At 50.8% G+C, this 16,189-nt stretch carries 12 protein-coding genes and 4 pseudogenes; 9 read left to right on the forward strand and 7 right to left on the reverse strand.

Going from position 1 to position 16,189, the window contains the following annotated elements; genetic code table 11:
* Positions 1-240 precede the first annotated feature (240 nt).
* Positions 241-1,239, reverse strand: coding sequence for a hypothetical protein (locus ACM1PF_RS15530; RefSeq protein WP_416676174.1), 999 nt, complete (start codon positions 1,237-1,239; stop codon positions 241-243).
* Between the two features lie 550 nt (positions 1,240-1,789).
* Positions 1,790-3,178 (reverse strand): GH1 family beta-glucosidase, encoded by a 1,389-nt coding sequence (locus ACM1PF_RS15535; protein WP_416676176.1) that lies wholly within the window; start codon positions 3,176-3,178, stop codon positions 1,790-1,792.
* 102 nt (positions 3,179-3,280) lie between these two features.
* Between ACM1PF_RS15535 and ACM1PF_RS15540 the strand changes: the two genes are divergently transcribed.
* The 3 genes from ACM1PF_RS15540 to ACM1PF_RS15550 all read left to right on the forward strand — a co-directional run bounded on the left by ACM1PF_RS15540 (position 3,281) and on the right by ACM1PF_RS15550 (position 5,349).
* Entirely contained in the window at positions 3,281-3,754 is a 474-nt protein-coding gene (locus ACM1PF_RS15540; RefSeq protein ID WP_416676178.1) for a YbjN domain-containing protein, read from the forward strand.
* Positions 3,755-4,157: 403 nt separating this feature from the next.
* A complete protein-coding gene (locus ACM1PF_RS15545) occupies positions 4,158-4,451 on the forward strand; it encodes a DUF2288 domain-containing protein (RefSeq protein WP_416676181.1) in 294 nt (97 codons plus the stop codon).
* 58 nt (positions 4,452-4,509) lie between these two features.
* Complete coding sequence (locus tag ACM1PF_RS15550) at positions 4,510-5,349, forward strand: Uma2 family endonuclease (protein WP_416676184.1); 840 nt, start codon at positions 4,510-4,512, stop codon at positions 5,347-5,349.
* 19 nt (positions 5,350-5,368) lie between these two features.
* Here the strand turns inward: ACM1PF_RS15550 and ACM1PF_RS15555 are convergent, their stop codons facing one another.
* Entirely contained in the window at positions 5,369-6,667 is a 1,299-nt protein-coding gene (locus ACM1PF_RS15555) for an ABC transporter substrate-binding protein (protein WP_416676186.1), read from the reverse strand.
* Between the two features lie 432 nt (positions 6,668-7,099).
* Between ACM1PF_RS15555 and ACM1PF_RS15560 the strand changes: the two are divergent.
* A pseudogene (locus ACM1PF_RS15560) lies at positions 7,100-7,884 on the forward strand (transglutaminase domain-containing protein).
* Between the two features lie 5 nt (positions 7,885-7,889).
* Positions 7,890-8,642 (forward strand): hypothetical protein, encoded by a 753-nt coding sequence (locus tag ACM1PF_RS15565; protein ID WP_416676188.1) that lies wholly within the window; start codon positions 7,890-7,892, stop codon positions 8,640-8,642.
* On the opposite strand, the gene patD is transcribed toward ACM1PF_RS15565, so the two are convergent.
* The gene (patD, locus tag ACM1PF_RS15570) at positions 8,604-8,963 is read right to left on the reverse strand and encodes a heterocyst frequency control protein PatD (RefSeq protein WP_416676191.1); all 360 of its coding nucleotides are present in this window, start codon (positions 8,961-8,963) and stop codon (positions 8,604-8,606) included. The two genes, ACM1PF_RS15565 and patD, sit on opposite strands and share 39 nt — an antisense overlap.
* A 515-nt stretch (positions 8,964-9,478) precedes the next feature.
* Here patD and ACM1PF_RS15575 point away from each other — a divergent pair.
* Together ACM1PF_RS15575 and ACM1PF_RS15580 are read left to right on the forward strand one after the other, a co-directional pair.
* Positions 9,479-10,005: pseudogene (locus ACM1PF_RS15575) on the forward strand (HD domain-containing protein); the annotation flags it as partial.
* Complete coding sequence (locus ACM1PF_RS15580) at positions 9,979-11,745, forward strand: RelA/SpoT family protein (RefSeq protein WP_416676659.1); 1,767 nt, start codon at positions 9,979-9,981, stop codon at positions 11,743-11,745. The pseudogene ACM1PF_RS15575 and the gene ACM1PF_RS15580, both read left to right, overlap by 27 nt.
* A 383-nt stretch (positions 11,746-12,128) precedes the next feature.
* Here ACM1PF_RS15580 and ACM1PF_RS15585 read toward each other — a convergent pair whose 3' ends face one another.
* Positions 12,129-13,289, reverse strand: coding sequence for an MFS transporter (locus ACM1PF_RS15585; RefSeq protein WP_416676193.1), 1,161 nt, complete (start codon positions 13,287-13,289; stop codon positions 12,129-12,131).
* Positions 13,290-13,401: 112 nt separating this feature from the next.
* Positions 13,402-13,590, reverse strand: coding sequence for a hypothetical protein (locus ACM1PF_RS15590; RefSeq protein WP_416676959.1), 189 nt, complete (start codon positions 13,588-13,590; stop codon positions 13,402-13,404).
* Here ACM1PF_RS15590 and ACM1PF_RS15595 point away from each other — a divergent pair.
* Together ACM1PF_RS15595 and ACM1PF_RS15600 are read left to right on the forward strand one after the other, a co-directional pair.
* Positions 13,518-13,751 (forward strand): annotated as a pseudogene (locus tag ACM1PF_RS15595) (Uma2 family endonuclease); the annotation flags it as partial. The gene ACM1PF_RS15590 and the pseudogene ACM1PF_RS15595 sit on opposite strands and share 73 nt — an antisense overlap.
* Position 13,752: 1 nt before the next feature.
* Positions 13,753-13,974, forward strand: coding sequence for a hypothetical protein (locus tag ACM1PF_RS15600; RefSeq protein ID WP_416676960.1), 222 nt, complete (start codon positions 13,753-13,755; stop codon positions 13,972-13,974).
* Between the two features lie 52 nt (positions 13,975-14,026).
* Here the strand turns inward: ACM1PF_RS15600 and sir are convergent.
* Positions 14,027-15,948, reverse strand: a pseudogene (sir, locus tag ACM1PF_RS15605) (sulfite reductase, ferredoxin dependent).
* Positions 15,949-16,189: the final 241 nt, after the last annotated feature.

Raw genomic sequence — 16,189 nt, forward strand, 5'->3', positions numbered from 1 at the left:
TACAAAGGACGAATTTATGTAGCGCAGGCATCTTGCCTGCCAGAAAGATTTTTACAAAGCGAAAATATTACAAAACCAGATATTTGCAAAACAAAATATTTGCAAAACGAAGTTATTTACAGACAAGAACTTTACAAAACAAAGATACTACAAAACAAAACATCTACAAAGCAGACAAAAGATTGGATGCACCCGATCTAAATTCCGATCGCTCTCTGCGATTGGTCACCCCCGTCCCAATCAAACCGTTGGCTGGAGGTCTGGTTGCCGCGCTTCTCGTGCTTTAATGCGCACCGGAGTCAGCGTGTAAGGAGAATGGGGTTCTGGATAAAGTTTGGAGTACTTTGTGTCGTAATGCTGTACTTCCAGGTAGTGCAAATTATTGGGGTGCGGTTTATATAAGTTGAAACATTCCAGCAAGCAAAAAGTCGCTGCACTTTCGAGAGGGCCGACCATGACGATCTGATTTTTCCAGATCCGCTTCGATCGCGCCCAATATTTGATTTGCGCTTGAGACAAACAATACATGCCAGAGTGAGGATTCATACACTCAGCAAACTTGACACTGCCAAGCTGAAATGCCGAAAGCCGATTCCATGCCATTTCAGACTCAATCGTCAGGTCAATATATCGCTTTGTGCCATCGAGAAATTCATAGCGATTGGGTAAAAGCACATCCTGCACCGTGGCGTGTCGGTGAAAAGCTGCAATTTTATCCAGAAAAGAACCATCGTTAATCAAAATATCGTCTTCAATGAAGACAAACCAATCAAACTGATTGACGCAATCCACCAATTCATCTTGAACTCTAAAACCGACGTAGAGCGGATCGCAGCCAGGTTCTAGCTTGAGATGAATGCACTGCCGTTGATAGGCTGGCAGATATTGCACAACGTTTCGATGGGGTAAAGAACTAACGTTAATCGTCAAATTGCAGTGGGAAAAACTGGTGAGTAATCCATCAATTGTTCGCCGCAATCGATCGATTCGGTAAGCCGCTTTTTGGGGGTTTTGGGCTTCCTCTACCGGAGCAATATGTGAGATATTCACAAGAACTCTGGGACGAGCGATCGATGGGGCGATCGGTTCGTCTAGAAACGCAATCAGAGGTCGCCGCTGGTAAAACATCATCAGCTTGCACTTGCGCTGAACCGCCTGTAAAAAGTTTTTAACAAGTGCATAAACAAAAAAGATAGTGTGAGCAACTGCTCGCTTGAAGGTGCGTTGCTGAGTCGCCATAATTCTTTTCTCGTTAAACAATTTGTTTCGATTCAGACCGATTTAAGCTGAATCCAGATACTAAATACCCTAACCAAATGCTCTGGCTGTTTCATGATGCTTTAGAGCGATCTTGATAGAAGCCAACCAAAATCATTGCAAAGCAAAGGTATTATTTCTTAACCGAGCCCACAAGATAGATCAAGGGAAAGAAGATGTCAGCTGATCCTGACGAAGCAAACCGAATTAACCCTGATGAAGCAGCGAATGCTTAAAACAGATGATTAAAACAATCGCCCTGATAGCATTTCAACAAACTGGATATCGCAAAACTGAATAGCAGTTCAAGCTGAACCAGTGCCAAACGTAGATATAGAAATGCTACAACACAGATACCACGCGCTCCGGAATCAAACCAGCGAATCTGGAGCAAAACCGCCAAATTGCGTTGCCAAAAACTAGAACTCGCTGCCAAAGTACAGATTCTACAATCGATCAGCGACTTATCAAGTAATGTGACAAATTTATGCGAATTCGTCAACTTTAACGGCGAATTGTAGTTAACGTTACTTTAAACAATCTGATTGTGGCGAATGCAGGTAGAAAACCAATGAGCACTGGCTTTGGGGATGCGGGCCTGGGTGGCATAATCTACGTATACAATTCCAAATCGCCGATCGTATCCCCACGACCATTCAAAATTATCCATCAAGCTCCAGACGAAATATCCCTTCAGGGGGTAGCCTTCTCGGATAGCGCGATGGGACGCAGATAGATACTGCCGCAGGTACAGAATGCGATCGCTGTCCATAACTTCACCCTGGGCAGTCAGCTCATCATCAGCCGCACAGCCGTTTTCGGTAATCAAAATCGGTAAATCCGATCGACCCAGCGTTTCGCTAATGTGTCGCACTCCCCAATAGAGGGATTCTGGAACGATCTGCAGCCAGGGCATATGCATCCGAGGGTAGCCTCTGGGAAAATCCAAAATTTCGTAGCCCGGAGCCTGCTCGATCGCCCGCACATAAACGCCACTGTAGACGTTAAATCCCAGAGCATCCAGGGGTTGATGGATGGTCGCTAAGTCCCCTTCCTGAATTTCCGGAGCAGCCTCCCCCATTTTTGCCAGCCAGTTGGAGGGATATTCCCCTGTTAAAGCCGGAAGCAGAATCCCGCCGTTATAGCCGCAGAAGGGAAAGGCCTGACGCGCCGCCTCACAATCGGCTGGGAGTTCCGTCAGCGGTACGGGCACTGCAAAGTTATCCACTAAAGCCACCGAGCAGGGAACTGGAGAAGCCGATCGAATTGCCTGACATCCCAGACCGTGGGCCAGTAAGGCATGATGGGACGTTTGCCAAACCTGCTTTTGAGTCCTGACAACGGTTCCCGGCGCGTGAATGGGCACCTGCACCCCATAGCCAAAGTGGGTGAAGCACATGATTTCATTCAACGTCATCCAGTGCGTGATGCGATCGCCCAGGCGACTCACCACGGCTTCAGCATAGGCGGCAAAATCCTGAGCCATTTCGCGGCTTTGCCACGACCCGTAGCGATCCTCCAGTGCTTGAGGACTATCCCAGTGAAACAACGTAGCGTGGGGTGTAATGTTGTACTTCCGCAGTTCATCCACCAGCCGTCGATAAAAATCCAGTGCCGCTTCATTTACAATTCCCCGTCCATCCGGCATCACGCGGGCCCAGGAAATGCTGAACCGATAGTGCTGAATCCCTAGCTCCGCCAGCAGCCGAATATCCTCTGGGTAACGATGATAGTGATCACAGGCGATCGCTCCCGTCTGACCGTCCTGCACTCGTCCCGGAGTCGCACTGAAGGTATCCCAGACGCTGGGCTTCCGGCCATCGACCTCGGCGGCTCCCTCAATCTGATAGGCTGAAGTCGCAGCTCCCCAGACAAAATCTTCAGGAAATCGATCGCATTGCAGATCTAATTGCCGATCCATTGGTTACAAAACCCTAAAAAAATTGACAGGTTAGAGCGGATTTAGGTTCTTAGCCGTTAGAGTTGGTGTAGTCAACGTTCACTTTCGCTAAACCAAGCTGTTATGACTGCTTACGACCTTGAACTGAATCCGTCCAATGATTCCAGTCCATCTGATACGGATATTAACCCAAATTGCGTAGAGCTGATTGAAACAGTAATCTCCAGCCTGCAAGAGGATCAGAGTGCAATGGTTAGCCATACGGATAGTGGCTATGTATGGAAGTTTAAGTATGGCAGTGTAGAGGTGTTTGTTCAGCTTCTAGGACTGAACGAGGAAGATGAACTGACGGTCTGGTCGCCAGTGTTAAAGTTGCCAGTCAAAAACGAAGATCAGCTCATGCGAAAGCTGATGGAAATGAACTGGAGTGGCACGTTTGAGTCCCGCTTCGCTGTATTTGATGATTATGTGGTGATTTGCGCCAAACGCACCTTAGCTGGAATTACCCCAGGGGAAGTATCCCGCAACATTACCATCGTGGCAACGATCGCCGATGACAATGACGAAGCATTGCAGGCAGAATTCGAAGCGGTTTAACCTGAAACAATCGCAACGCGACTGGCTGAAATTTTGAGTCAGGCAAACCGTAGCGCAGGCATCTTGTCTACCATCAGAACAAGCCGCAGGCATCTTGTCTGCCATTAGAACAAGCCGCGGATTGCAATTTAACAAAACTGGGTTGATCAGGATCACTGAAACCTTGCTCAACTTCCAGCTGAATTACTTCGATCCAGGCGGGTGTATCTCACTTTTGCATTTACATAATCAATATCTCGCTGGCAGGCAAGATGCCTGCGCTACGGAAATCAATTTGCATCAATGGGATGCTCCCAAGCGGGCTGACACTATTCGGCATGGCTCCCTTCCTGGTATGACGATCGCGTTAGTCGGGTTGTGGTATCTTAGCGAGAACTAACCTACTGACATTACGAGAGATTTCATGCAGGATTTGAAAGCAGAACTGGCAACTATGGTGGATGAAGCCGAGTGGGAATGGCTGATTCCTCATGTACAACGGGATGCTGTGGTGATTGTAACTTCTGGATTAGAACTGGTGGATGTGGGTGTTGCTCTGGCCAGTGATGATGTAATGGCCGTGCAACGGTGGATTAGTGAGCAGTTAATTTACAAACCCACTTCAGAACAATTGGCAGACTGGGGAAACGATCGCAACCATCGGTTTAACGCCTTGATTGTACAGCCCTATGTGCTGGTGCAGGATTTAGCCGCATAGCGTTCACTCGATCGCTACAGTGAAGTTAGTGCCGACGACTAGAGAGGGAAAAGGGACTATGGTATCTTCGGCAACGTCTATTTCAAAAAGCGATCGAGCTACAGAATTGGCAGAAGCCGGTTGGCGCTATGAAACCGTCAACGATACCGATGGCACGACTGCGCTGATTCAAGTTCCCCTGACTCCAGAAGAATTCTTGCACCCCAAGGAAGGCTATCGCTTGCCCAACAGTACCCTTCATGATCAGATTGCAGGCGATGCCAGAGATATGCTGACTCGTCGCTATGCCGATCGCCCGGAAGTTGGCGTATTTCGAGATTTGCTGATTGAGTGGGAACCTCCAGAGTTGAGGGATCACTGTCCCGATACCTTTGTGGCCTTTGGAATTCAAAACCGGGATCAAAATCGGCAAAAGTTTATTGTTGTCAATGAGGGAGTACGCCCCACCCTGGTGATAGAAGTCGTTTCGCCGCGCTACCGCAAAGAAGATCGGGAAATTAAGGTCGTCGAATATGCCCGTGCGGGAGTGCAGGAGTACGTGATTATCGATCGGCGAACCTATCGGGGGCAATTACTGGAGGAAGTCCTGGGCTACCGGCTGGTGGCAGGACACTATCAGCCCATCACACCTGATGACGATGGACGGATTCTGTGTGAAACGGTGCGGCTGTGGATGAGTTTGCGAGACGGTCAGCTGCTGATGGAAGATGCGGATAATGGTCAACGCCTGAAGACTTCTCTGGAATTAGAGGCAGAAAATCGAGAGCTGGAAGCAAAGAACCGAGAACTGGAAGCAGCCAAACAGCAGGCAGAGCAGCAGGCGATCGACCTGGCGGCCCAGTTAGCGCGCTACCAGTCCCAGTTTGGGAATTTACCAGAACCCAATCCACCTGAATAGAATCCGTCCGTTGGCTTACCTATCGCTCATTCCACTCTGCCGCAGCATCTTCAACCGCCTGCTCAACGGTCTTTTCCCCCAGCATTGCCCCTTGCAAGTTGTCGTACACGATCTTCTGTAACTCTTTGATGTCCTTAATGGTGGGCAGCAATACTTCAGCATCCTGAAGCTGTCTGGCACTGACCGATCGCGCTTTCTCCAGGGTTGAAGCATCCGCAGACACCTCGGTAAAGTAGCTATCCTGGGCAGCGGCAACGGTGGAGGGCAGGACATTGGCAGCCTTGGCAAACTCCAGTTGGTTGGTGTCGTTGGTCAGGAACAGGGCAAAGTCAACGGCGGCATCGGGTTGATCGGTATTGCGGGGAATCACGACATTCATCACCGCCACATTTTTCTTACCCGTTGAACCAGAAATTTGATCGGCTGTTTCAGATACTTCCGCGATCGCCGGAGCATTGGTTCTGACCGTTTCCAGGAACTGGGGCCCGGTGGTCAAAAACGCCAACTCTCCCGCCTGATAGAGTTCGATCGCCCGTCTGTGTCCCTGCGTCAGGGCTTCTCTGGGCATTAGTCCTTCCTGGTAGAGATCCGTCCAGTACTGAAAAACCGCTCTCCCTTCCGGACTGTCGAACGCCGCATTCCCTTGCTCATCAATCAATTCCGCTCCCATCTGAACAAAGGATTGCAGCACCTCTGCCGAGTCTTCCGGCACAAAGGTTTTGAAGAAGGCATATTTCCCAGTCCGTTCCCGAATTTGCTGCGCGGCTTGAGCCAGTTCTTCGTAGGTGGTCGGCGGTTCATCAATTCCAGCCTGTTCTAGCAAATCCTGGTTGTAAATGGTGACATTCGTTGTCAGATACCAGGGTAGCCCAAAGGTTTTGCCATCCAGCGTATTCGCCTGCCAGATGTTGGGTAAATAGGCTTGTCGATCGCCCTCGGAAATGCGATCGTCCAGTTCCAGCCAGGCATTGCGTCCCGCCAGTTGAGCCGCAAAATCAGGATTCAGGTTCACCACATCAGGAGCTGTTCCCGCCGAAACTGCGGTCAGAATTCGGCTCTGCATATCTCCCCAGGGCACATCGACCCAGCGCACCGTCACTCCTGGGTTTTCACTCTCAAATTGCGCAATCAGCTGATTGAAATAGTCTGTGAATTGAGGTTGAAGCTGCATCGTCCAAAATTCCACCTCGGCGGTTCCTGAAGCGGATGGGTTGGACTGAGTCGAAGCGTTGGGGCTACAACTGCTGATCGCCCAGCTCATGACCAGACCAAGCAGGGCAAGTATTCCGAACGTTTTCCAGGTTTTGCGTCGTCTCATGGGCGGGTTCCTGACAGTCACCACTTTGATTTAACTTCACTAGATTAACCTGAGGGATGGATGCGCGAGAACAGTTAGAAAATGAACAATTGAAAAGATAGCAGTTGAAACCATCGCTCAGTTTCTTTCGGGAGGTCTGGGCAGGAAGTCCAGTTTGAGCAAACGAGGGAATGCTCGATCGGACACAATAAGTCCATAAGGGGAGCATGTCACGTTTGCAAGTCTAACCCTCATCCCCTAACCCCTTTTCCCAAGCGGGGAGAAGGGGAACCGGATTGAAGTCCCTCTCCCAAAGGGTGAGGGATTTAGGGTGAGGGCGACAAAAGTGACATGCTCCCGTCTATAAGTCCATCGGTTCATAGATCCCTAGGTTCATAAATCCCTAGGCAGTTTATTTAAAGTCGTCCGCTTCGATCGACGTGGAGAGTTGATATGCGTCTCAGTGCAGGATGTGAAATTTCCTTTGAAGCAAGTGCCTCAACACCGGCTATTTTCATGCTTCGACCCCGCAGTGGCTATGGCCAGTGGGTGATCCGCGAGGAGTATTTGCTGGAGCCGAGTGTGCCCGTTACAGAATACACCGATAGCTATGGTAACTTGAGCCAACGACTGGTGATTCCGCCCGGAACCTTTCAAGTTCGATCGATCGCCTGTGTGGAAACTGCCGATGCAATTGATGTAGATTTTGATGCCCCCTATGTTTCCGCCGAAGCCCTGCCAGAAACAGTGCTGCAATTTCTATTGCCCAGTCGCTACTGTCAGTCCGATCAGTTGGGGGATCTGGCAAGTGAGATTGTGGCCAATGCAACGCCGGGTTATGCCCAGGTGGAAACCATTCGGCAGTGGATTCAGTCTCATGTTACCTATGAGTATGGCACCAGCGATGCCTCGACCTCAGCGATCGACACTGCCAGTAGTCGCATAGGCGTTTGCCGAGATTTCACTCATCTGGGCATTGCTCTCTGCCGTAGTTTGAACATTCCTGCCCGCATGGTTGTAGGGTACTTATATCAGCTTGACCCAATGGATTTACACGCCTGGTTTGAAGCCTATGTTGGCAATCGATGGTATACCTTTGATGCCACGCAGAAAGAGCCACGGGGCAACCGGATTACGATCGCCTATGGCCGGGATGCTGCCGATGTGGCCCTCTGCACCCAATTGGGCCGATGCAGTTGCAGAAAATGCGGGTCTGGGTGGACGCGGAAGGAGCCTGAACTGGATGAGCCAGATGAACCAGATGAACCAGAACAGCACTATAGAACCCACTTCGCTCCAGCCACCCGAAGATTATCCCGTTACCCTTTGGGAAACCATTGGGATCATTATGGGTGCAATTGTTCTGGTCGTCATTGGGGTGGCAGGATTGGGGGTAAAAGCAGTCCAGAATGCCTACGAACCCGAACGAGCTGAAGCGATCGCCCACAGTTTGATTACCTATGATTTGCGGGATGGCAGGGGACAATTCGGCACGAACGTTGGCGGTGCCAGGATTGCCGTTATCTCCAGCAATGAACCCCCGGCGGAGATCTCTCCTTCCCTGCGGAATCAAGCAGAATCCCTGCCCCATTCGATCGAGCTATTGGTGGCCCGCATTCCAGTCAGCCAGGAATCAGAATCGTTGGAACTCGAAGCGGATATTTCCCACGGATTTTTCTCTGGGTTCTCATTCCTGCATCAGGTGGATGGTGTATTTGAGGTGACAACCCAGCGCACCGAATACAGAGAATTTTGCGGCGGTTTATCGCCAGTGATTCTTCAACGGGGAGTGCTTACCCTACCCGACCAAAGCACCCTACCCGCTGTTCGGTATGGGGTAGAGGCAAAACGAGAAACCGATCACTACATCGCAATTATTACCGCCGTCGGTCAAAACGCTTCCAGCAATGCGATCGAACTGTTTCGCTCCATTCGTTGCACAACCGTTCCTCCCTCCTCACCCCTCACTCAACAAAGCTTCACAATAAACCCGTAACCGCTCCAATCGCTCCCCCATCTGCTGCTGTCGCTGGGTTGAAGTTGCACTTTGGCGAGAAGCCTGGAGGAACATCACATCCATTCCCAGTAAACGCAATTGCTTATTAATCTCCGTGTAATAGGATTGGGCGTTGGTACTCTGCTGGGGATCAAGCCCATCTAAACCGAGATCAAGCACGGTTTGAAAAGACTGTTGAACAGCCTGAAAGCTTTTATGAATCAGGGGTTTAGGTGAATTGGGATCACGAAAAACGCCGCTGAATTGCTCCAGCGATCGCTCGAATGCGGTATAAGCCTGCTGGTAGGTCTCTGGGAGCATGGAGAAAAACTAAGGAGTGAACTCGATCGTTTGGCATAAATTAGCATCAATGATCGTAAAGGAAATTACCATTTGTTAAGGTGTACATAACTGATGGTGAAACAAATCCACGATTTAGGGTAGCAACGAACACATTCAGTCCCAGGATCAGTTAAAGTAGTGTTAAGAATTTTATAGCGTTCACGTTTAGTTGATCAAAAGTTCTTAAACAATCCCTCAGAAGAGTAACTGGGTTGAATGTTGTCAGGAACAAATTAGTAAGCTAGTAGATATCACTCAAACAGTACGACGGGTTCCCTGACGCACCTCAACCGATAGAGGAATGACAGTCCCAAGATTTGCTTAACTGAACGATTGATTTCAGTCCTATATTTTCAATACTTGTTTCAATACTTGCAGGTATTTTCAGATCGCTTCCAAATTGTTTTCTATGCTTCTAGGGACTAAATACCTTAGAATCAGCAAACATCTATCCACCCTCCAGCCTTCTCCATGACATCGTCGGGTTTAACCGTATGAATGTAGCAGCGTCCTCTCTTCCAACCGACATCAATGTACCTGATTGGCTTCGTGCGTGCATTGTTGACCACCGATCGCCCCTGACCGGTAATGATTCCGATGGCTCCTCGGGAGATGCAACTCTGGTTTGTCAAGCGTTCGAGTTTGCCTATTGTTTGCATCAGGAACAGTATCGCGCCTCTGGGGAACCCTACATTGCTCACCCAGTTGCCGTTGCGGGGTTGCTGCGAGAATTAGGGGGCGGTGCTGCAATGATTGCTGCCGGCTTTCTCCACGATGTAATCGAAGATACCGATGTGACCGCTGAGGAAATTGAACAACGCTTTGGGGTTGAGGTACGGCGACTGGTGGAGGGAGTCACTAAGCTGTCTAAGTTCAACTTCTCCAGCAAAACCGAGCGTCAGGCAGAAAACTTTCGCCGCATGTTCCTGGCCATCGCCAGGATATTCGAGTCATTGTGGTGAAGCTAGCCGATCGCCTCCACAATATGCGCACCCTGGAGCATTTATCCGACGACAAACGCCGCCGCATTGCCTTAGAAACCCGCGAAATTTTTGCGCCTCTAGCGAATCGATTGGGGATCGGGCGATTTAAGTGGGAACTGGAGGATCTGTCGTTTAAGTATCTGGAACCGGAAGCCTATCGGCAAATGCAGGAATTAGTCGCCGATAAGCGGATCGATCGAGAAACTCGTCTGGAGCGTGTCGCTGATTTACTGCAAGAACGATTGACCCAGTTGGGTGTGCGTTGTCACGATGTCAGCGGTCGTCCCAAGCATCTCTACGGCATCTACCAGAAGATGCAGCGACAGCAGAAAAGCTTCCAGGAAATCTACGATATTGCGGCGATTCGAATTATTGTTGACTCCAATGATGAGTGCTATCGGGCCCTTGCCGTGGTTCACGATGCCTTTCGTCCGATTCCCGGTCGCTTCAAGGACTACATTGGTTTACCCAAACCCAACCGCTATCAATCTCTACATACGGTGGTGATTGGCAATACGGGACGACCGATCGAAGTCCAGATTCGGACGCTGGAAATGCATCACATTGCCGAATACGGGATCGCTGCCCACTGGAAGTATAAGGAAAAGGGCAGTGGCTACAGCAAACTCAGTACAGATGACGAAAAATTTACCTGGTTACGGCAGCTTTTGGAATGGCAAAGCGACCTGAAGGATGCCCAGGAATATCTGGAAAACATCAAAGATAATTTGTTTGCGGATGATGTCTATGTCTTTACCCCCAATGGGGATGTGATTGCCCTGGCCCAAGGCTCGACCTCGATCGACTTTGCCTATCGGATTCACACCGAAGTTGGGAATCACTGTGCGGGCGCACGGGTCAATGAGCGCATGGTGCCGCTGGATACGCCCCTGAAAAATGGGGATATTGTTGAAATCATTACTCAGAAAAATGCCCACCCCAGCCTGGATTGGCTGAATTTCACCGTCACCCCCAGTGCCCGCAACCGAATTCGCCAATGGTACAAGCGATCGCACCGGGATGAGAATATCCTGCGCGGTCGGGATATGTTAGAAAAAGCCCTGGGTAAGGCTGGATTTGAGGCACTGCTGAAGTCGGAACCGATGCAAACGGCTGCCGAACGATGTAATTATCCCTCTGCGGAGGACTTACTGGCGGCTCTGGGCTATGGCGAAATTACCCTGAATCTGGTACTGAATCGCCTCCGGGAAGCCATTCGGGCCAAACAGCCGATCGATCCAGCCCCAGCCAACCAGGAAGCGGAACTGTTGATGTTGGCGAACAGTCCGGCTCCGACCCCGGCTCCGGCGCGTGGTAAAAGTTCACCGATCGTCGGTGTGGAGGGGTTGCTCCATAGTCTGGCAGGCTGCTGTAATCCGGTTCCGGGTGAGCCGATTATTGGGGTGGTGACGTTGGGCAGTCGGGGCATTTCAATTCACCGTCAGGGTTGTCACAATACTGAAAATATTCCCGGCGATCGACTGATCCCCGTCAGTTGGAATGTGAATGATCTCCACAGTCGTCCCCAAACCTACCCGGTGCAGGTGCAGATTGAAGTGTTCGATCGGGTGGGCGTTTTGAAGGACATTCTTTCCCGCCTCAGCGACTATAACATCAACGTTCGCAGTGCTCAGGTGAAGACTTTTCCCGGTCAGACGGCAGTGATTAACCTGGGAATCGATATCCTGGATCACAATCAGCTAGAGCGCATCTTCACGCAAATCCGCAAGATGAGTGATGTGTTGAAGCTACACCGCCTCAGCCAGGTAGATGATTAAGAATGAAAATTAAATAACCTAAACTTCTTGTGGGGTGGGCATCTTGCCCGCCCAGTCAACAGGGCAGAATGATCGACAGGTTACTGAATCCACAATCCTTTAGGAAATAATGCATGATTTTAAGCGCATCATTTCGGCGCATTATCTTCAGGGATTCGATCGCTCCATTTCCAGTTCCGAGCAACCCACCCCTAACCCCTCCCACGAGGGGAGATGGAGATCCCCGCTCAACCAGGATGAATGTCCATCAAATCCCCTCTTGGGAGGGGCAGGGGTGGGTGAAGCTTCACCCTTTCACGAAAGTAGGATGCTGCTGAGGCAAATCCACTGCGTAGCTGTCCCGTCCCAGACCCAGGGCAAACCGCAGGGAGTGGGATGTATCCTTACCCGCAAATGCCAGGAAGACTGCCAATCCCACTAGCGATAAAACAGCACAAATGCCAAAAATGCCCCGATAGCTCACCTGGGCCACCCATAGCCCCAGAACTGGCCGCCAGGGCAATCCCCGCATCGAACCCCAGCATACAAACCCCAAAAGTCCGCCCCCGCTCATTTGGATAGGAGCGATCGGCCATCAAAGCGGCAATCATTGGGACAAGGGTTCCAGACCCCGCGCCGTTTATCACTCCTGCTAGCAAAAATGTAGCGGCATGATGGGCCTGCCACAGCAGCAGCATCGCAACCGCATAGAAAATCAGGCTGATGCTGATAAATATCCCCCGACCGTAGCGATCGGAGGCGGGCCCTACTATCAAGCGAATACTAAAACTGGCCAATGCCACTGCGGTGTAGAACAAGCCCACGTTGAGCTGTGCCCCCACATCCTGAATGAACAGCGGAATAAAGGTACTGAGGGAACCAAAGGTTAAGCCCACCAACAGCAAGACGATCGCCGGAATCCGAATCCGAGGACTCAATAATAACCGCCAGAAGTAGTTGTGTTGGGCCTGTGCAGCAGTAGATTGGGGTTGTTGTATCTCTTTCACCTGAGTGGTGCAGACTAATCCTACGGTTCCTAAACCTGCTGAGATCAAAAACATGGGCGTAAACCCAAACCAGGCTTGAGCATAACCGCCGATCGCCGGGCCCAGTGCCATGCCGATCGGGTTTACCAGACTCATAAAGCCAATCACTTCTCCCCGGTGGTCTGGGGGTGATAGATCCACCACCAGGGCACTGTAAGCCAGCGCGAATGCCGCAATACTGATGCCATGAACCGCCCGAATCCCCATCAGCATTGGAATACTGTCAGTGAGAATGTATCCCAGAGGAGCCACGGCGACTGCCACCATGCCGATCAGCATCACCACCTTACGGCCCCGATGGTCAGCCAACCGAGACAACCAACCCCGTGAGGCAATTAACCCCGCTGCGAAGGTTCCCATCACAATCCCGACCATGTGGTCGCTGGCTCCGGTTCTCTGGATGTAGAGCGGTAGAGTTGGCAAAAGCGCGGCTAACCCCGACCAAAACAAAAGACCTGCGGTAAATAGGATCAACAGGTTTCGACGCAACACCGGATGAAACGACAGAAAAACGTTCAAGGCTTTTTCTCGATCGGAACGACAGATGAATGGAGTGGAGTAGCAAGATCACTTTACGGGCTTCTTTTCTTGACAGACTCCCATTCGTCAGCTTAACGTAATTTTACAATTCCTACAGGTCAGGACTGTAGAGGCGATCGCCCGCCTGGTTCTCCCTGCGAGCCAGAAGGAATCCGATCAAAATCTCGCTACACTGGAAGCTACCGTGAGTCTCCCAGGGCGAATGCCATGTCTGCCCCAATAACCGAATCGACTTCAGCCGGAACCCTATCACATCCAGTGGAGAACATCGTTTTTCCACCTGGCGATCTCTACAGTAATGAACCTCTCCTGGAAAGCTCTCTGCACCTCCAGCAGATCTTGCTGCTGCTGAAATGTCTGGACTGGCTCTGGCAAGACCGCAACAATTACTTCGCCGCAGGCAAGCTCACGGTTTACTACAGTCTCCAGCAGCGCAAGTCAGTTGGGAATTGTCGATCGCAGTCTTCGGTTCTTCTTGCCGGACGGTTCCCTTGTTCCCACCCCGGAGGAGTCTGCCCAAGCAGAGCAACGGCAGCGTCAGGAAGCGGAACGCCAGCGTCAGGAAGCGGAACGCCAGGTAACAGAAATGGCTGCATTGCTGGAACAATATCGCCAGCAGTTTGGTGATCTGCCCCATAGAGGTGAAGTAGGGAGTGAGGTTTGATCAGACCCTGCACCCCCTACAATGATGTTCTCGTGAATGACGTTCTCGTGAATTAGTCCTCAGACTGGGCTAACCCTTCCAGGTAAGCATCGATCGCTATATTGACAATCTCGGTCATCGATTTACCCTGAGCCGTTGCGGCTGCCTTGAGCCGACCATAGACTTCCTCTCGCACCCCAATCCGGTGACGAGACTTACTGGCGATCGTGGGTTGAGGTTTATAAGTCGCTGCATAGTTGCGGAGGGCATCAAAACCAACCCGATGGCAGAAGTCCCCAAAGCTTTCGCCTGTCTGGCGATCTTGCTTAAAGAAGACAAACAGCGGTTCAAAGTGCTTCTCCAAATCATCGATCGGCATACTGTCCATGTAGGGTTCCGATAGCCGCGTCTGGTTCGGATCTGCTCCCAGCCAGATCTGATAGGCTCCAGGTTTTTGACCCACAAATCCCAGTTCTGCCAGATAAGGACGAGCACAGCCATTGGGGCATCCCGTCATCCGCACTACGAAATGTTCGTCAGGTAAACCCACCCGGTTCAACAATGCCCGAATTCGATCGAGGATGCCAGGAATCGCCCGTTCTGACTCCGTTACCGCCAGACCACAGGTAGGCAGTGCTGGACAGGCCATGGAATAGCGCACCAGGGAATCCAGTTCCGGCTCTTTTTGAATCCCGCAGCGATCGAGGATGGACTGAATCGCCTCTTTCTGGTCTGGATCAATTTCGTAGAGCAGAATGTTGTGGTTAGGAGTCAGGCGCATCGGCAGTTGGTAGGTCTGCACAATCTCCCGCAGGGCGGTTTTCAGTTGGAACGCGCCATCATCTTTAACGCGACCATTCTCCACCGAGATCCCCAGGAACAGTTTGCCGTCCCCCTGTTCCTGCCATCCCAGGTAATCTTCATACTTGAATGGTGGCAGCGGCTTCATCGGCTGAATCGCCCGACAAAAGTAGTTCTCTACCGTTTCCCGGAACTTTTCTACGCCCCAATCATGCAGGAGATACTTCATCCGAGCATGACGACGATTAAACCGATCGCCATAGTCCCGCTGGGTCGCTACGATCGCCTTCACCAGGTCATACACATCCGCCTTTTCCACATAACCGATCGGATCAGCCAATCGCGCAAAGGTTTGCTCATTGTTGTGCGTCCGGCCCAGACCACCGCCAGCATAGACATTGAAGCCCTGTAATTCGCCGCGATCGTCGGTAATCACTACCAGTGTTAAATCCTGGGAGAATAAATCTACTGAATTATCCCCCGGAACGGTAACACACACCTTGAATTTGCGCGGCATATAGTGAGTGCCATAGATCGGCTCCTCTTTGTCATGGAAGATGGTGCGATTGCCGTTCTGCTGGAGGGCTGCCAGCACCTCAGGATGGGGTTCTCCAGAAATAGCTTTCTCACCATCTAACCAGATTTCGTAGTAAGCCCCCGTCTGGGGAGTGAGTAACTCTGCCACTCGCTCGGCATACTCCCAGGCATAGCCATACTCTGGCCGATTTTTGAATGGAGCCGGAGGGGCCATGACATTCCGGTTGAGATCACCACAGGCCCCAGGGTTGATCCCATATTGCGGATAATTTCCGCAACCACCGTCTTGAGGTTTTTCTTCAATACCCCGTGAAGCTGAAATCCCTGCCGGGTCGTGACCCTGAGGGTATGATTGCCGTATTCCTCCGAGAGGCGATCGAGCGTCAGATAAAGCTGCGGGGGCACCAGCCCACCCGGATTACGAGTTCGCAGCATGAACTGATAGTCCTTCTCCTGCCCTTTGACGCGGTTGTCCCGATTATCTTGCTGATAGGAGCCATGAAACTTGAGGATCTGAATGCCATCCTCGCTGAAGTGAGTCGTATCTTGCAAAATTTCGGTAGCGACTGGTTCGCGTAGGGCATTGCTGCGCTCTTTCAAACCCTCAACTTTGGAAACTTTGGGAGCGGTAGAAGGTGGTGTGGGAGTTGTAACCATTGCAGAATCAGGCGATATTACACTATGGAATTTCCAGCTTCCCGGCACATTTCCGGTTTTCCGGTCGGGATTAAGGTAAATCAGACGACAAATACGATCTTAACATCGCATCTGATGATCCAAATATCCGCAATGTTAGGAAATGTTTTACTTTGCCGTTGGGTGGGAGTGGACGACTACGGTTTATTGCGTTGGTTCTTTAAGTGAGTTCCTCAAACAAATTAGTTCCTCAAACCCTTAA

The sequence above is a fragment of the Egbenema bharatensis FJBBOT/2019 genome (assembly GCF_048077055.1).
GTDB classification, from domain to species: Bacteria; Cyanobacteriota; Cyanobacteriia; order Elainellales; family Elainellaceae; genus Egbenema; species Egbenema bharatensis.

Bases quoted from the DNA above. Each gene is read 5' to 3' on its own strand.
- ACM1PF_RS15550 (WP_416676184.1), top strand. From the start codon at position 4,510: ATGGTATCTTCGGCAACGTCTATTTCAAAAAGCGATCGAGCTACAGAA.
- ACM1PF_RS15565 (WP_416676188.1), top strand. From the start codon at position 7,890: ATGAGCCAGATGAACCAGATGAACCAGAACAGCACTATAGAACCCACT.
- ACM1PF_RS15535 (WP_416676176.1), bottom strand. From the start codon at position 3,178: ATGGATCGGCAATTAGATCTGCAATGCGATCGATTTCCTGAAGATTTT.
- ACM1PF_RS15545 (WP_416676181.1), top strand. From the start codon at position 4,158: ATGCAGGATTTGAAAGCAGAACTGGCAACTATGGTGGATGAAGCCGAG.
- ACM1PF_RS15555 (WP_416676186.1), bottom strand. From the start codon at position 6,667: ATGAGACGACGCAAAACCTGGAAAACGTTCGGAATACTTGCCCTGCTT.
- ACM1PF_RS15530 (WP_416676174.1), bottom strand. From the start codon at position 1,239: ATGGCGACTCAGCAACGCACCTTCAAGCGAGCAGTTGCTCACACTATC.
- ACM1PF_RS15540 (WP_416676178.1), top strand. From the start codon at position 3,281: ATGACTGCTTACGACCTTGAACTGAATCCGTCCAATGATTCCAGTCCA.
- patD (WP_416676191.1), bottom strand. From the start codon at position 8,963: ATGCTCCCAGAGACCTACCAGCAGGCTTATACCGCATTCGAGCGATCG.